Consider the following 15,544-nt stretch of genomic DNA (forward strand, 5'->3'; position numbering starts at 1 on the left):
TGCCCTCGAGGACCGAGACGGATAGCGCCAGGGCCAGTGAACCGGCTATGGGCGCGGCCACTCTCCGAAAAAGCCCCCGTCGCCATCTGGGCGACGGGGGAATGTGCTGATGCACGCTCAACCTCCCTGTGAAGGCCCTGTGATGGACCGAAGGGCGAGCATAAGGTGTGAACACGACAACAGAAGGAGTCCAAAAAGGTGATCTAGCGACCAAACCGCTTGTTTCAAAGGCTTACTATCCCATCCCTTGATGTAATCTTTACCGCACCACAGGAACCTCTGGCGCCTGTAAATGACTGACGCGTATCTTGCGAAGATCGGGAAGACAGTCACCAGCCGGGGCACCCAAACCGTCACCACGGGACTGGTGTCCCGAGCGGACACTGCCCGCGAGTGGCTGCCGTGGACCTCGGCCGCTCTCGAAGGCCTCTTCTTCAAACGGCTTATGCCCGCGCGGCCGCAGACGGGGCCCAGGTCAGGTGCGGAAGCGCGCGAGCCAGCCGCCAGCCTTCTGCCCAGGCACGGCCTGTTGGTGGTCCTGGTGCTCGCGTATGACTGGCCCAGCCTGTTCGGCTTGACGTTCGGCGGTGATGGCCCGCTGCTTGCAGTCGTCTCACAGATGCGGATGGGTGTCCCGTGGGGCGCCCCCACCCGGCGGGCTCGATGGCCTTCCACCGTGCGTCGGTGAACCGGGTGCCGCAGCCGGCGCACACGGGACGGCTGGTCTCAGGGTGATCGTCCGAGGCTGCTGGGAGTCGTCGTGATCCGCGCGGCGACACTCAGTTGAGGAGACTTCCATGCCGTATCTGATCCCGCGCCGTACCCCGCTGACGCCCGAGCAGGTGGAAGCGCGGCTTCGACTACCTCCTGGCGCTGCAGATGGGAGGGCGCCCCCTACGCCGCCGAGCAGAGTGGAAGCAGACCCGGAGCTGACGTTCGTCCTGCTGCGGCTGGCCGGGGACATCGTCTGGCCCGCCACGTCCGTCGACGGGGAGACCACCGATTCGTGCACGGACTCCTTCGCGCTGGACGAGGTCGGGTGCGTGCTGCTGTCCGCGCTGCGGGACTGGGCACTGGACTCTCCCCCGACACGGCGGCATTAAGCATCGCCCGCAGCATCATCCGGTTCACGTTGAACGTCATTCCGGACCCCGACCACCCGGACACCGCCGACACCCTGGAGGCGATGCGCGATGAGCACCTGGTGCTGGCTCGCGCGATGCACTCCGCACCCGGTGCGGACCACTGGGCCTCCGCCAACTTGAAGTTGCTGGTCAAAGGGCTGGTGTGACCGGCTCCGGGGGTGCTCACGCTGGTCGTGGGCGGCTGTCTGCGCGGTAGATCGTCCGTCAACGGTTGGTTGGCCGGTTCTTCGGTGCTCGAATCGGTGGAGGAGGTGTGTTTCCCGAGGGACGGGCAGGACTCCGACACCCGCTCTATTCGACGTACGCTGCCGGGATGCACGCAAACAGCCCTCGGGACGCTCGCGCCCTCTTCCTCAACGGCACTGTTGGTGTGGGCAAGACGACCGTTGCCGAGACCGTCGGCGATCTCCTCGCCGATGCCGGGATCCCTCATTCCGTCGTCGATCTCGACTGGCTGCGCAAGTCGTGGCCCGCGCCTCCCGGTGACCGGTTCAACTTCGGCATGCTGCTGCGGAATCTGCGGAGCGTCACCGGTCACTATCTTGACGCCGGAGCGACGCGCCTCGTCCTCGCCGGTGTGATGGAGGACCAGGACGAGCGGAAGCTACTGGCCGATGCCGTGGGCGCTGAACTCACGGTCTGCCGGCTCCGGGCCGAGCTGTCGGTCATCCACCGGCGACTGGCCCAGCGCCACGACAGCGAGCCCGAAGCGCTGCGATGGCACCTGAACCGGTCCGGTGAACTGGACAGAATCCTCAGCCGGTCCGCAGTCGACGACTGCACCGTCGATGCCGGCACAGGCTCCGTCGCTGACGTCGCCGTAGCGGTGCTCAGGGCAGCAGGCTGGCCGTGACCACCGGATTGTGGCGGTAGCCGTCACGGAGGCTCGCTCACACCCTTTTCCCGAAATCCCCGTCAACGGCCTTCTACGATCCGGTGTAGGGATCCTGAGTTGCTGGAACGGATCACCGCACGGCGCGCGGAGCTGGACGAACCCGAAGAGCAGCCAGTCAAGCAGCTGGCGGAGATACGGGCCGAGCGGGATGAACTCGCCGTCGCTGAGCGAGTCCTGGAGCGGGTGAGCGAGCAGCTCGCCCAAGAGCGTGCGGAGACCGCGCCGGTGCCGGGGCAGGTGAGCAGGCAGGCGGTGATGATGATCCCGCACCGCGCGCCGGGGGTGGAGGAGACCGCGCTCCCGGCGGACTACCAGCGGATCCTCGCGGCCGTGCGGCAGGCCGCCGGGCCAGCGTCGTCCTGGCCGTGCTGCGCCACGATCAGCGCCTGGCCGACCTGGCGGGCGGCAACGATGTGTCCAAGTCCACCGTCCACCGCTGGCGCGACGAACTGATCTCCCTGCTCACAGCCGAAGCCCCACGCCTGGACCGCGCCCTGAAGACGGTCGCCAAGCGGGGCGGGGAGGTCGTCCTGATCGACGGCACCTTCATCCCCACCCAGCGCCGCACGGGAAAGGCCAACCGCCGCAACTACTCCGGCAAACACCATCGTCACGGCCTGCACCTCCTCGCCCTGACCGACGAAAAGGGCCCTCTGATCTGGATATCCGCCGCCCGGCCCGGCCGCACCCACGCCAACACCGCCGCCCGTCACGATCACATCCTGGCCCACCTCCACGCCGCCGGCCTCGCCGACCTCGGCTTCCGCGGCCTGGACAACGACGTACTCGACCCCGTGATCATCACCGGCTTCGCCGCCACCCGCACCCGCAAACTCACCCCCGCCCAGAAGGACGCCAACCGCGCCCTCGCCGTCGGACGCGCACCCGTCGAGCACGCCTTCGCCCACCTCAAGAACTGGCGCGCCCTCACCAAACTCCGCACCAACCCCGCCCGAGCCACCCACCTCCTGCGGGCCCTGCTCTTCCTGACCAACCTCGAAGTCAACCGCTGACGGACGATCTACCGCGCATTGCTGGTCGTGATCCACTTCTTTGCTCTACCGGTCCTGTTGAAACCGACTGAAGATCAGGTAGAGAAGGGGAACAGCAATGATAGCGAAGGCAATAAGAGCTGTTGTCCGCGAGAAGCCCATCAGTCCAATAGCTAGCCCAGCTACACCAAAGGCGACAATCACAGCCAGCAATACGATCAGCTGTCGCTTTTCCAATTCCTTCTCCCGGTCGATTCAGCCTCGGGGCGCCGCACCAACAGTGCGCACCCCGTAACATCAGTCATCCTAAGTAAATAACGTCGGCGTGTGGTTAACTTCCCACCGCTTCACCAACGAGGAAGCCCACCCAGAAGGAGACCCCTGCGACACCGCCCACGACGGTGCCCGCGCCAGTGCCAACAACCGGGACGACAGAACTGACCTCACCGCCGATGACTCCGCCAATTGTCGCAGTCGAACTAACGAACCCGACGTCAGACTTGAAAATCGTCAATCGAGTACAAGCCGCTGGGGGTCGATGCGGTTGACGGGGTCGCCTTCGGCATAGAGATAGGGGTTCTTCTCCTGGCCGGAGGGATCGGGCTGGGTGAAGCGGCCGATGTTGGCGTCGGAGTAGCGGTTTTGGAGGTGGGTAGAGGCCGGTGGGGTCCTGGTAGTTGCCGGCGAAGCGGTAAGGCTGGGCTACCGGCTCGTTGGACTGGGCCAAGAGGCGGACGCCGCGGGGGCTGTAGGTGTAAGTGTCGACCTTGTTGCCGTCCACGTCGACCAGGCCGATCACCGAGACGATCGCGTCGGCGAGGTAGTAGTAGCTCTTGCCCCCGCTCGTCATGGAGTTCAACGTACCCCCGCGCTCCAGCCCGGTGCTTCCCGCGGACAGCAAGCACCGGGCTGATCCGGCTCAGAAGCCTGGCACGAAGGGCGCGAGCAAGCCACCGGCGACGCCGGCTTCGAGGTAACCCTCGGGAGCGAGACCGAGAGCAGCAACTGCTCCGCCGGATGCAGCTCCCAAGAGAGTACCGAAGGGCGACTGCGACACTGATATGGCAATGCACGTGACTACATTTTCCGCCTGCCGGACAAGCGGATAACGAGCAGTGACCCAAGTGAAAGAATAGCCACTACCAGAGATGCCCACCAAGCCCCAGGAATGTCAGCTGCATTCGGAGAAAAAATAATTAGGCATATTACGGACAGTGACAGGATGAAGACGGCGGCGGAGTAACGCGGGATTTTGCGCATTGTCGCTCCTTACCCTGGAGGGCCCGCTACCGCGGGCCCTCCAGGCGATCACTCCCTTCAGTACTTGTTGCCATCGGAGGTTTCACCGGCAACAGCTGCTACGATCTTGGTGATGAGTCTCGAGGGCCTCGGATCATCAGCACCGTTAAGGTCGCACCGCAGAGTACGGCAATGATCCCCAAAATCAGTGGAATTATCGGCCTGTGCCCGCCGTTGCCGGACACACTCAGGATGATTGCAGCGATACCGACGAGAAACATCACCGCGACTGCAATCTTTAGCCTCAGCATCAATCTGATCCTTTTCCTTGTAACGTGCTACAGAAGCCGCTATGAGTGCACGCCCACCGAGTTCTTCGGCAAGTCTGTCGGCATGCACCGGCGAGCCAGGATCACTGGCTCGCCGGATACGTCTCATTGGGGTCGATTAATCGTAAGTGATGATGTCTGCCCCGTAGTAACCGGCGGCACCTCCGACTGCGCAGCTACCGATGACCGCTGTCGCCGTACCTACAGGGCCGAAAACGCTGGCCAATTCGGTGACCCCGGAGGTTGACGCTGCGCCTACTCCGGAGATGCATCCGGTGACCACACCGAACACATCGCTGCCGATATCGAGGGCGTCAGACCAACTGAACAGCCCGGTGGGGTCGTTGCGGTTGACGGGATCGCCTGCGGCGTAGAGGTAGGTGTTCTGTTCCTTGCCGCTGGGGTCGGGTTGGGTGAAGCGGCCGAGGGCCGGGTCGTAGTAGCGGGCGCCCATTTTGTACAGCCCGGAGGGGTCGAGGTAGGCGCTGGTGTAGTGGAAGGGCTGCTGGGTGCCGGTGTTGGTGCGCGTCTCGCCGTAGGGGCCGTAGGTGTAGGTGGCGGTGCGCTTGCCGGTGGTGTCGGCCAGGCCGATGACGGAGTTCTGGGCGTCGGTCAGGTAGTACTGGCTGCTGCCGCCGGTCCTCATGGCCACCAATGTGCCCGAGGGTTCGCGGACGAAACCGGTGGCCGTGCCCGTCACGCTCTGGCCGGTGATGCCGACCGCGGCGTTGGCGAAGGTGGTCGCGTCGCGGGTCAGGCGCTGGGTGTTGTCGGTGCCGGCGTAGGTCTGGTTGGTGGTGGCGCCGGACTGGGTGTAGGCGGCGAGCTGGGTGAAGGGGGTCCAGTTCTCGGCGGTGCGGGTGCCGGTGGGGCTCGCGGCGGACGTCTCGTTGCCGGCGCCGTCGTAGGTGAAGGCGGTGGACGAGTCGTAGGCGGTGAGTTCGCCGGCGTCGTTGTAGGTGGAGGTGTGCTGGGCGCTGCTGCAGGCGGGGAGGCTGGTGCCGGTGGAGGCGCCGGTGCGGTTGCCGGTCTTGTCGTAGCAGTAGGCCCAGCCGGCGGTGGTGGTGCCGCTCTTGGTCTCGACGGCCTTGGTGAGGCGGCCTGTGGTGTCGTAGGTGTAGGCGGTGGCGGCGCCGTCGGCGGTGCGCTGGTAGATCTTGTCGGTGTCCTTGCCGGCGCTGTTCTTGTAGTCGTAGGAGATCGAGGACAGGGTGGTCGAGCCGTTCTTGACTTCGACCTTGGTGGGGCGGCTGGAGTCGTCGGGGGTGACGGTCTGGGTGGTGCCGCCGGGGAAGGTCGTGGTGGTGCGCTTGCCGTCGTCGTTGTACTCGAACGTGGTCTGGGCGCCGCCGGGTTCGGTGACGGAGGTCAGTTCGTTCGCGTCGTCGTAGCCGTAGGTGACGGTGCCCGCCGGGTCGGTGGCGCTGTCGACGTTGCCGGCCGGGTCGTAGGTGATCTGGGTGGTTGCGGTGCCGGGCAGGGTGCGCAGGCGTTCGCGGTTCTGCTCGTCGTAGGTGAACGTGGAGGTGCCGGCGGGGGTGGTGCGGGTCTTGAGGTTGCCGTCGGCGTCGTAGGTGAGGGTGGCGGTGGTGCCGGCGGCGGTCTGGGTCTTGACGCGGTCGCGGTTGTCGTAGGTGTAGGTGGTGGTGATGCCGCGGCCGTCGGTGACGGTCTTCTGCCGGCCCAGGGCGTCGTAGGTGTAGGTGATCGGTTTGAGCGGGCTGGGCGGGGTGACCTTGGTCAGGTTGCCCTGGGAGTCGTAGGCGTAGCTGGTCTTCTTGTCCCGGGGGTCGGTGGCGGTGCAGCGCTGGCCGGGCAGGCCGCCGCAGTCCATCGTCTTGGACTTGGGGTTGTAGGTGTAGGTCCACTTCGCGGCGGTGCCGCCGGTGGTGGAGTCGGTGGAGGTGAGCAGGTTGCCCGAGTCGTCGTAGCCGTTGGTGGTCTTCTCCGCCGCGGCGGAGGTCTGCGTCTCGGGGAAGTAGCCGCTGCCCTTCTTCACCCACGTCGCTGTGGCCTGCGCGCCGGTCGGGATGGTCACGCTCTTGGGGTTGAAGGCGGAGTCGTAGTCGAACTTCGTGATGTTCCCGTCGTCCGGGGTGGCGCCCATCGCGTCGGTGGCGGTGGCGACGTCGTTGTCCGGGCCCCAGGTCTTGGAGCGGGTGCGGCCCAGGGGGTCCTCGGTCCTCTTGGTGCGCCAGTAGCCGTCGACGGTCTTGAAGGTGTTCTTGCCGCGCGGGTCGGTGATGCGGACGGTGCCTTCGGTGGTGGTCTGGTCCTGGCCCAGCAGCCACCGGAAGGCGGTGGTGTTGCCGGCGCCGGTGGCGTTGTCCACGACCCGGGTGAGGGAGGCGACCTTGGTGCTGTCCCAGGTGAAGGTGGTCTGGCGCCCTTGCGCCGTGGTGATCTTGGACAGGCGCTGGGAGGCGTCGTAGTCGAAGGCGGTGGTCTTGCCGTCGCTGTCGGTGAACGTCTTGATCAGGTCGCCGGTGTAGGTGTAGCCGACCGAGCGGCCGGTGTCGTCGGTGACCTTGGTGATGTGGCTGCCGTCGTTGGTGAGGGTCAGCGTCCGCCCCGCCGCGTCGGTGATCTTGGAGGGGAGGTCGCCGGAGTAGGTGACGGTGGTGGCGTTGCCGTTCTTGTCCTCCACCTTCGACACGAGCGCGTCGCCCGTGGTGCCCGCGCGGGTGAAGGTGGTCTTCTCCCCCGTGCGGCGGCTGGTGAGGGTGAAGGACTTTTTGTCGTCGGACTCGCTCAGGTCCTGCTTGTAGCCCTTGGCCGGGGTGAAGCCGGCCCCGTCGCGGGCGAAGACGGCCATCGTGCCGCTGGGGCCGCGGACGACGACCGCGTCGGACGCAGCCTCGGTGACGCGGTAGTCGGAGCCGGTGGTGGCGCGCCAGCCGGCCTTGCCCAGGCTGTTGTAGGTGTGGCCCCAGGCCAGGCCGGGCCCGGCATCGGCTATGTCGAACCCGCTGACCGTGACCAGGAGGTTGCCGTTGTCGTAGTTGACCTGGGCGCTGATCGCGTCGGAGAGCTGGGCGGTGTAAAAGTCCGACCAAGGCACCTGGCCCACGCCGACGGGGACGACGCCGGTGGCGGCCGCGGTGGACTTCAGCAGCGTGCCTCGGGCGTCGGCTGCCTTCACCGGGGTGCTGGCCGGCGCCTTGGTGACGCCCAGCGGTGTGGGCCTGGCCTTCAGGGCCGACACGGTGCCGGGCGCGCCGGCGGCGGGCTGGGCCAGGGCCGGCAGGGTGGCGGTCATGGTGGCGGTCGCGGTCGCCGCAGCCACGATCGACAGCGGCAGCCATCGTCTACGCGACCGTAATGCGGGCATGCGAGACTTCACGAGGTTCCACTCCAATGCTCGAGTCGGCGGATGTGAGCAGGGACCGACCGGGGTGGCACCCGTGCAGGGGTGCCACCCAGCCCTGCGTGAACGGCCCATCCGGGACGCGGTACGCGCCTGCGGGCCGCGGGGCGGTGATGCGGTGTCAGCAGCGCTTGGCGGTACGGACCTCGTGCGAGGCCTCGCCGGCGATGGCGATCAGGCCGTAGCCCGAGGTGCACTCGCTGACCGTGTTGGCGGCATTGCCCCAGAACTCCTGGCCGCGGGCGTCCAGCACGTTGCGCGTGCCCACCAGCGAGTCACGGTCGTAGGACCACACCCCGGCCGTCAGATCGAAGCTGATGTTCTTGTCCAGGAACGACTTCCACACCCAGACGTAGCCGTAGTTCTCGTTGCATTGGGGCGAGTAGAACTGCTTGACCGACGCGATCGTCTCGGTGTCCCGATCGATGTAGGACGTGGTGCCGATCTGGTAGGCGTCGGCGCAGACACCCGCCGCCTGCGCCACCGCGCTGGCCGGATTGCCCGCCTCCGTACCCGCCGCACCGGCGGGCGTGGCGGAAGTACCCGCTGCGGGAACCGGGCCCGTACCCGCCGAAGCCACACCCGCCCCCAGCAGCGACAAAGCGGCCCCCGCCACCGTCGCTGTGATCGTCATCCGTGCACGTCGCACGTGCATCCCCCTCCGCGATGAAAGCGCAGCCCCCAGAGCCCACACGAGCAGCCCCCGAGGGCTCACGCAGAACAAAGGCGCACCGAGCGGTGCGCCTTCACATCTTCACCAAACCATGAGACGGAGCGGTGCATTCCATGAATAAATCACGCACCGTTAGCGAACGCACGCAGTGCGAGATCACGGATTCGACCCATGTGAACCTTCACTCGACAGGCGTTACCTATACAACGGCCGCAACATGTCAGGCTGTTGAGCGCACCAACCCCACAGTGTCACGCCCAGCCCTGACGGTGTGACAACACAGACAGACATACCCTCATCGAACAGGGGCACTCGAAAAGGCTTTCTACAGATCAGTTCCGTCAGCCCACGTCCTCGGGGCACCAGTCCCCCAACATCGGCCCGCAGAGCTCACCCTCCACCGCCATCCGAACGCGGACTTCAAGGCAGGGTCTTTGGCGCATTGGCCAGCCCGGAGCTTCCACAGCCCGGGGCTGGCGGCGCCGCCTCCAAAGTTGCTCTCCTTTGGGTTACGGGGTGGCTGGGAGTGGTTCGCTGAGGCGGTCCAGTCGCGCGTAGAGGGCCTGTACGAGGCGGGCGCGGTTCTGGGCGCAGCGGACGGTGCCTACCACCGGGGCGGACAGGCGTCCGTCGGCTTCGCGAAGGACGACTTCGGCGAGGGCGCCGCGGCCGTCGCTCTTGGGCAGGGCGGCGGCGTGGCGGCGGACGTCGGCGGCGACCGCGCGGGCGTGGCCGGTGAGCTGGAGGGCGATCTGCTCGTAGTCGCGGGGTGCGAGGTCCGGGTCCTTCCACGCGAGGACGGCGGTGACGAGTGCCTCGTGCGGGGCGCGGTCCAGGGGCAGTTCGGCGTCCATCCGGCCTTGGGGGTCGTGGAGCACGGCGTAGGCCCCGCTCGCCGCGGGGCCGCCGCGTCGTCGTCCTGGCCGTGTTCGCCAGTGTCGGCGGCCGGGACGCGGGCGGCGAGGAAGCGGGCGTAGCCGCGGTAGGCGCGGGCGATCAGCACCGGGGAGGGCCGGCCGAAGGCGGCCGGCTGGAGACCGCGGTCTTCCGGTTGGTCGTCGGCGGGGTGGGTGCGCTCATAGGCACCGCCTCCGTGTGCTGAGTGCGTCGCGTCGGTGGTGTTCGACGCTACGGAGGCTTCGGCTCCGTCCTCAATGAGATTGCGGGAAATTGCGGAATTTCACCCCAGGGCGTCGATCGCGGCCCGGATGAGGTCGCGGGCGGGGTCGCCGTAGACGGCCATCTCTGCGAGGCCGGCGAACGCCTTGGCGTAGTCGGCGAGCTCGCGCGGCTGCGTCACCTTGATCTCCGCCGTCAGCGTCTCCACCACGGCCACGGTGTCGTCGTGGAGGTAGAACGCCTCCAGCGGCCACACGGTGCGCTGCGCGGTGAAGGGGATGATGCCCAGTGAGACCGCGGCGAGCGGCATCACCGCCAGGAGGTGGCGCAACTGCCCGCGCATCGCCTCGGGGTCGGCGGTGCGGAACCGCAGGACGGACTCCTCCATGAGCACGACGTAGCGGTGCCCGCCCTCGTAGAGGAAGCGGGAGCGGGCGATGCGGGCGGCGACCGCTTCGGTGACGTCGTTGGGGGTGCCCTGGAAGCGGGTCATCTGCTCCATGAGGGCGATCGCGAAGGGCGGCGTCTGGAAGAAGCCGGGCGGGACGTTGGAGACGTAGACCCGGCAGACGCGGGTCTGCTCGTGCAGGCTGTTCCAGCTCTGCTGGACCTTGCGCATCCCGTCCTTGTGCAGGCGGCGCCACTCCAGATACATCGAGTACCGCTGGGCGAGCCCCTGAAGGCCGGCGTCCGCCGACATGTCACCCAGGACTTGGACGATTTGGGCCGCCGCCGACAGCAGCGCCCGTCGCTCGGCCGAAGGCGCGGGCTGCGCCAGCAGGCGGCCCACGTCGTCGCCGAGGTAGGAGGCCAGGGCCGCGCGGGCGTGGCCGCCTCCGTAGCGCGGCCAGCCGGCGGCGAACCGGGACGTCACGAACCGGACCCGCTGCACGTCGGGGCCGCCGATCCCAGCCCGCAGCGAGGCGGGGCCGGGGGTTTCGAGCATGTCCCGGATCTCCGTGTCCGGGACACCGTGCTGGCGGAAGACCAAGTGCGCCAGCCGCACACGGCGTACCGGATCGGCGTCCGTCCTGGCCAAGGCCACCAGGCGCGGCAGGGGATCGGCGCGGTCCTCGTCCGATCCGTCGCCGGAAGCCTGTGAACGGGCGCCGGCCAGGCCGGTCTCCGCGACGCTGACCAGCCGGCCGATGCCGCGGGTCAGTACCTCGGCCACGAGTTGGGGGACGGGATCACGGGGACGGGATCCCGAGAGCCAGTGAGCGACGGTGGTGCGGTCGTAGTGCAGTGTCAGGCCTTCGCCGGCCGCCAGGCGATTGACGTTTCTGGCCAGTTCCGCAGCGCTCATGCCTGCCTCGCTCAACAGGCCCCGGAGCGCGGCGTTGTGGCCATGACGGCGTGACACGACGGTCCCTCCTTCACCGCTTCTCCCAAGTGGCCCGCGGGGAGCCCGGCCGGTCACGCCCGGCTGCCGATGTGCGCGTCAGCTCCTCTCTCCGTCCTCGCGAAGGCGCCGGAACGAGGAGTCCCTGCGGTACCGCGGGGGTGTGCGAGCCGCCTCGATCGAGCCGCTGGTGACGTTCCCTGGCGCCGGGTGCGGCGCGTACGTACGAACAGGCGCCGACCGGACCACGAGCGCGGCCGGCGACAGAGGATGGGGGTACGGCGATCGGGGCACGCCGGGTCGCCGCGGGTACGCCCGGCGCGGAGGCGCCATCCGGCCCGGACGCGACATGAAAGAAATCGGCTACATCTCCTTTCTACCAGTCACTATCCGATCGGAAATCGCTTTTTCAGCCATGCACGGTCGCCTCACTCAACAGGCCCCGCGGTTTCCGTCCGTCTTCATCGCCGCTCCGCCGCAACCGCCTCGACTGCGTCCAGCCTGACCGGTGCCCAGCGGGGAGGGCGCCGAGGCCCGGATCCGACAAGGAGTCCCAGGGGCGGCGGCTACGGGCAGGGCGCGGATACGGGGAGGCCGGGTCCTGTCAAAGGGGTCCCCAGTGCGGCCCCGGCTCGGCGATGCACAAACGGTGAGCTCAGGGCGCGAGTTGGGGCGCGGTTCGATGGCCCACGGCTGGGCGGACCAGCGGTGGACTCTCGCGCGGATCAAGTCGCTGATCAACCGACTCTTCCACGTCTCGACACCGTCGAGGGCACCGGCGGTGCTGAAGCGGCGCGGCTGGTCGTGGCAGCAGCCGCGCCGGCGGGCGATTGAGGTTCCCCTCCTGCCTGTGGAGACGAACGGATCTCCGTCGTCGGACCGGCCGGTGGCCGAGCCGTCGGGTGGCCGGCTGCGGGAGAGTGAGCGGGCGGAGCGGGAGGCGGCTGCGGGCCGAGGCCGCAGGCGCATGCGGCAGTGGCGCCATCTGCTGTCGAACACCGGCAGCGTGGTCCACCTCCAGTGTCCGACCCGCACCCACGTCTCGGACACGAGACGGGCTTCGGCGCGAGCCGGGGCCGCCGAACCGGGCGGCAAAGGACCGCTGACCTCTGTGCCGGAGACGGCCGGGATCAGGACGCTCGGCTGAGGAGGGGCAGGTAGCCGAGGGACTGCCCGGCGGCGTTGGGGTGGTACGACTCGGTGAGGTCCAGCACCTCGATGCTGTGCAGCCATGGCCCCGCGGAACAGATCTCGTGCCCCTCGAAGGCGCTCCGGGCGTCCGCGAACGAGAATCCGTGGCCGGTGGCATGCCGGGCGATCACGCCGTCGAGGTGGTCGATGGCCGCGTTGAGCGCCGCCCGCTCCTTGTCCTCCAGCCCCCGCGCGCAGGCGCCGCGGAGCTGGTAGAAGTGCGGGTAGCCGAGCACCACGACACGGGCGGACGGCGCCTTGGCCCTGATCGCCGAATAGAGCCGGTCCAGGTTCCCGGTCAGCGTCCTGTCGACGTATGCGCGTGCGGTGTCGATGGCGTTGAGGCACGCGGTGGTGCCGGGCAGCGCGCAGATCCCCATCACCCTGGCCCAGCTCGCGTCACTGCCGCCGACGGTGACGCTGACCAGATCGGTACGGCCGCTCAGTGCCCCGAGCTGCTTCGTCAGCACATCCCCGGTCCTGGCGCCGTTGCAGGCGGCGAAGGCGAAGGACGAGGCGTGCGCCGCGGCCCACAGGGCGGGGTAGGCCCGGCTGCTGCGCAGACAGTTCGCGCCCCCGGGCAGGTAGTCCCCGGCGCCGACACCGGCCGAGTAGGAGTCTCCGAGTGCCACGTAGTCCAGGGCCGCCCGGTTCGGTGCCGCGGGGGCGCTGGCCGGACCGGCCAGGGTACAGGCGCCCGCGAGGAGCAGGGCGGAGGCCCAGGACTGGATGCGCAACGATCTCATGCACCCGTTTATCGCGCACCCGTCGCACCCCCGCATCGTCACGGTCCGCGACCTTGACAATCCGATCCGTCGATGCCGCCGAGGCAGAAACTCGGGAGGGAGGTGCATCGGGCGTGGTGCCGTCGGGCCGCCGACCGCCCGGAATTTACCCGGAGGGACAGTCACCCGTACGGCGGAGCGAAACGGCAGAGGCAGGGAGTGCGTACTCCTTGCCACTCTCAACTTATAGCGGGTGGGGGGCCTTGCGGCAAGGCCCCTCCCATGCCGCACAATCTCCGCTCCGGACAGCGAAGGGCAGGTGGGACGCCTGCCCTGGGTAGAGGGAGTTTCATGATCGACGTGATCGTCGCGGGCGGCGGACCGACCGGTCTGATGCTGGCCGCCGAGCTGCGGCTGCACGGCATCCGCACCGTCGTGCTGGAGAAGGAGGTGGAGCCCACCCGGATCGTCCGGGCGCTCGGGCTGCACGCGCGCAGCATCGAGGTGATGGACCAGCGTGGCCTGCTGGAACGCTTCCTCGCCCAGGGCAAGCAGTACCCGCTCGGCGGCTTCTTCGCGGGCATCCGCAAGCCGGCGCCGACGCGACTGGACACCGCGCACCCGTACGTCCTCGGCATCCCGCAGCCCATCACCGAGCGCCTGCTGGCCGAGCGCGCCACGGAACTGGGCGCCGAGTTCCGCCGGGGCTGCGAACTGGTCGCCCTGAGCCAGGACGAGGACGCGGTGACCGCCGAACTGGCGGACGGCACCCTGCTGCGCTCCCGCTACCTCGTCGGCTGCGACGGCGGCCGCAGTACGGTGCGCAAGCTCCTCGGCATCGCCTTCCCCGGCGAGCCCTCCCGCGTCGACACGTTGCTCGGCGAGGCACGGGTGACCGCCTCGCCGCAGGAGGTGGAGGCCGTGGTGACCGAGATCCGCAAGACTCAGCTGCGGTTCGGCCTCGGACCGCTCGAGGACGGTGCGTATCGCTTCGTCGTACCGGCCGACGGTGTGGCCGAGGACCGCACGGCCCCGCCGACCCTGGACGAGGTACGACAGCGGCTGCGGGTCGTCGCCGGCACCGACTTCGGCATCCACGCGCCGCGCTGGCTCTCCCGCTTCGGCGACGGCACCCGGCAGGCCGAGCGCTACCGGGCCGGCCGCGTCCTGCTGGCCGGCGACGCCGCCCACGTCCACCCGCCGATGGGCGGACAGGGACTCAACCTCGGCGTCCAGGACGCCTTCAACCTCGGCTGGAAACTGGCCGCCGAGCTCGCCGGCTGGGCGCCCGAGGGGCTGCTCGACACCTATGAGCGCGAGCGCCACCCCGTCGCCGCCGACGTGCTCGACAACACCCGTGCCCAGATGGAACTGATCTCCCTTGAGCCCGGAGCCCAAGCGGTCCGCCGGCTGCTGACGGAATTGATGGACATCGAGGAGGTGAACCGCCGCCTGACCGAGAAGATCATCGCGATCGGCGTCCGCTACGACTTCGGCGACGGCCACGAACTCCTCGGGCGTCGCCTCCGGGACCTGCCCCTGAAGCGGGGGCGCCTGTACGAACTGCTGCACCAGGGCCGCGGCCTGCTGCTCGACCGGACCGGTCGGCTGTCGGTGGCCGGCTGGGCGGACCGGATCGACCACGTCGTGGACGGCAGCGACGAACTGGACGTCCCCGCCGTGCTCCTGCGGCCCGACGGCCATGTGGCCTGGGTGGGCGAGGACCCGTCCGACCTCGCCGAACGACTGCCGACGTGGTTCGGCGCCCCCGCCTCAGCCGACTACCGGCCCGCTTGGGATCGGCTGCCCGCCGCATCGCGTCGACCAGCTGCGGATCGCGCCGTTCAGTCGAGTTGATCCCGCGCTCTTGGTGCGTCACCACCCCCGCGTGCCCCGGGTCGACGCATGAAGGCGAGGTGACTTCGACCCGTACCTCTGCTGAGCGGCTGCGCGGCCGGCTCCTGGTTCACGCCGGCGAGAAGACGCTGGCCGCGCTGACGGCCGATGGTACGGTGACCGCCGCGGACGTGCCCGCCATCCTGCGGCACAGCCGGGTCCGAGCCGGGCTGATCTCCGGACTGATCTCCGCTCTGGAGCGGCATCCCGGCCAGGTCGAGGCGGCCATCGCGCTCCTGTCCCGTCTGCCCGACCTTGAGGTGGAACAGGTCGTCCGGGACTGGGATCCCGACCGCCACACCAGCGCCGAGGGCGCCGCGCCGACCCCGCCGGTGCCGCCAGAACCGTTCGACGCCGTCCTGGAAGCCCGCATCACGCCGCTCGCCGCGTACCTCACTCTGAGCCCGAAGAGGACTGGGAGGCCGTGACCGTGTATCCGAAGGACTGGCCGAGACGCAGGCTCTCGATCCCGTACGGCCCGTATGAGGGTGACAGCCGCGGCCCGGCATCTGGAACGGTGCGCCCGGCCGGCCCGGGCGCAGAGCGTCTCAGCGCTCTCCTCCTAGGGGCTGTTTGAGGTTCGGATCATGTGGTTGAGGTGAGGTGCTTCAACCACATGAGCGATCCTCGG

Annotated in this window: 12 protein-coding genes and 2 pseudogenes; 8 read left to right on the forward strand and 6 right to left on the reverse strand. The window is 68.6% G+C overall.

Annotated features, from left to right (window positions below; genetic code table 11):
• Positions 1-911 precede the first annotated feature (911 nt).
• From ABEB07_RS21385 to ABEB07_RS21405, 5 genes are all read left to right on the forward strand, one after another.
• Positions 912-1,103, forward strand: coding sequence for a hypothetical protein (locus tag ABEB07_RS21385; RefSeq protein ID WP_345669843.1), 192 nt, complete (start codon positions 912-914; stop codon positions 1,101-1,103).
• Positions 1,104-1,132: 29 nt separating this feature from the next.
• A complete protein-coding gene (locus tag ABEB07_RS21390) occupies positions 1,133-1,291 on the forward strand; it encodes a hypothetical protein (RefSeq protein ID WP_345669844.1) in 159 nt (52 codons plus the stop codon).
• Between the two features lie 167 nt (positions 1,292-1,458).
• Complete coding sequence (locus tag ABEB07_RS21395) at positions 1,459-1,998, forward strand: AAA family ATPase (protein WP_345669845.1); 540 nt, start codon at positions 1,459-1,461, stop codon at positions 1,996-1,998.
• Positions 1,999-2,097: 99 nt separating this feature from the next.
• On the forward strand, positions 2,098-2,493 hold the full coding sequence (locus tag ABEB07_RS21400) for a hypothetical protein (protein WP_345669846.1): 396 nt from the start codon (positions 2,098-2,100) through the stop codon (positions 2,491-2,493).
• Complete coding sequence (locus tag ABEB07_RS21405) at positions 2,406-3,053, forward strand: transposase family protein (protein ID WP_345669847.1); 648 nt, start codon at positions 2,406-2,408, stop codon at positions 3,051-3,053. The genes ABEB07_RS21400 and ABEB07_RS21405 overlap by 88 nt, the downstream gene beginning before the upstream one ends.
• Positions 3,054-3,542: 489 nt before the next feature.
• Here ABEB07_RS21405 and ABEB07_RS21410 read toward each other — a convergent pair.
• From ABEB07_RS21410 to ABEB07_RS21430, 5 genes and pseudogenes are all read right to left on the reverse strand, one after another.
• Positions 3,543-3,906 (reverse strand): annotated as a pseudogene (locus ABEB07_RS21410) (RHS repeat-associated core domain-containing protein); the annotation flags it as partial.
• Positions 3,907-4,718: 812 nt separating this feature from the next.
• Positions 4,719-7,886, reverse strand: coding sequence for an RHS repeat-associated core domain-containing protein (locus ABEB07_RS21415; protein ID WP_345669848.1), 3,168 nt, complete (start codon positions 7,884-7,886; stop codon positions 4,719-4,721).
• 202 nt (positions 7,887-8,088) lie between these two features.
• Positions 8,089-8,601, reverse strand: coding sequence for a hypothetical protein (locus ABEB07_RS21420; protein WP_345669849.1), 513 nt, complete (start codon positions 8,599-8,601; stop codon positions 8,089-8,091).
• 548 nt (positions 8,602-9,149) lie between these two features.
• Positions 9,150-9,494, reverse strand: coding sequence for a DUF6415 family natural product biosynthesis protein (locus tag ABEB07_RS21425; RefSeq protein ID WP_345669852.1), 345 nt, complete (start codon positions 9,492-9,494; stop codon positions 9,150-9,152).
• A gap of 326 nt (positions 9,495-9,820) precedes the next feature.
• Positions 9,821-10,573, reverse strand: coding sequence for a DUF5753 domain-containing protein (locus ABEB07_RS21430; protein ID WP_425589048.1), 753 nt, complete (start codon positions 10,571-10,573; stop codon positions 9,821-9,823).
• Between the two features lie 1,102 nt (positions 10,574-11,675).
• Here ABEB07_RS21430 and ABEB07_RS39260 point away from each other — a divergent pair.
• A pseudogene (locus tag ABEB07_RS39260) lies at positions 11,676-11,936 on the forward strand (helix-turn-helix domain-containing protein); the annotation flags it as partial.
• Positions 11,937-12,231: 295 nt separating this feature from the next.
• On the opposite strand, the gene ABEB07_RS21440 reads toward ABEB07_RS39260, so the two are convergent.
• A complete protein-coding gene (locus ABEB07_RS21440; RefSeq protein ID WP_176146531.1) occupies positions 12,232-13,038 on the reverse strand; it encodes an SGNH/GDSL hydrolase family protein in 807 nt (268 codons plus the stop codon).
• Between the two features lie 330 nt (positions 13,039-13,368).
• On the opposite strand from ABEB07_RS21440, the gene rox reads away from it, so the two are divergent.
• Both rox and ABEB07_RS21450 read left to right on the forward strand, forming a co-directional pair.
• Positions 13,369-14,874 carry a rifampin monooxygenase gene (rox, locus tag ABEB07_RS21445; protein WP_345669850.1) on the forward strand — a complete coding sequence of 502 codons (1,506 nt, stop codon included), beginning with the start codon at positions 13,369-13,371 and terminating at the stop codon, positions 14,872-14,874.
• 59 nt (positions 14,875-14,933) lie between these two features.
• A complete protein-coding gene (locus ABEB07_RS21450) occupies positions 14,934-15,341 on the forward strand; it encodes a hypothetical protein (RefSeq protein WP_345669851.1) in 408 nt (135 codons plus the stop codon).
• Positions 15,342-15,544: the final 203 nt, after the last annotated feature.

Source organism: Streptomyces similanensis (assembly GCF_039543625.1).
GTDB lineage: Bacteria > Actinomycetota > Actinomycetes > Streptomycetales > Streptomycetaceae > Streptomyces > Streptomyces similanensis.

Coding starts and splice junctions, on each gene's coding strand:
- ABEB07_RS21395 (WP_345669845.1), top strand. CDS start 1,459: ATGCACGCAAACAGCCCTCGGGACGCTCGCGCCCTCTTCCTCAACGGC.
- ABEB07_RS21420 (WP_345669849.1), bottom strand. CDS start 8,601: ATGACGATCACAGCGACGGTGGCGGGGGCCGCTTTGTCGCTGCTGGGG.
- ABEB07_RS21425 (WP_345669852.1), bottom strand. CDS start 9,494: ATGGACGCCGAACTGCCCCTGGACCGCGCCCCGCACGAGGCACTCGTC.
- ABEB07_RS21440 (WP_176146531.1), bottom strand. CDS start 13,038: ATGAGATCGTTGCGCATCCAGTCCTGGGCCTCCGCCCTGCTCCTCGCG.
- rox (WP_345669850.1), top strand. CDS start 13,369: ATGATCGACGTGATCGTCGCGGGCGGCGGACCGACCGGTCTGATGCTG.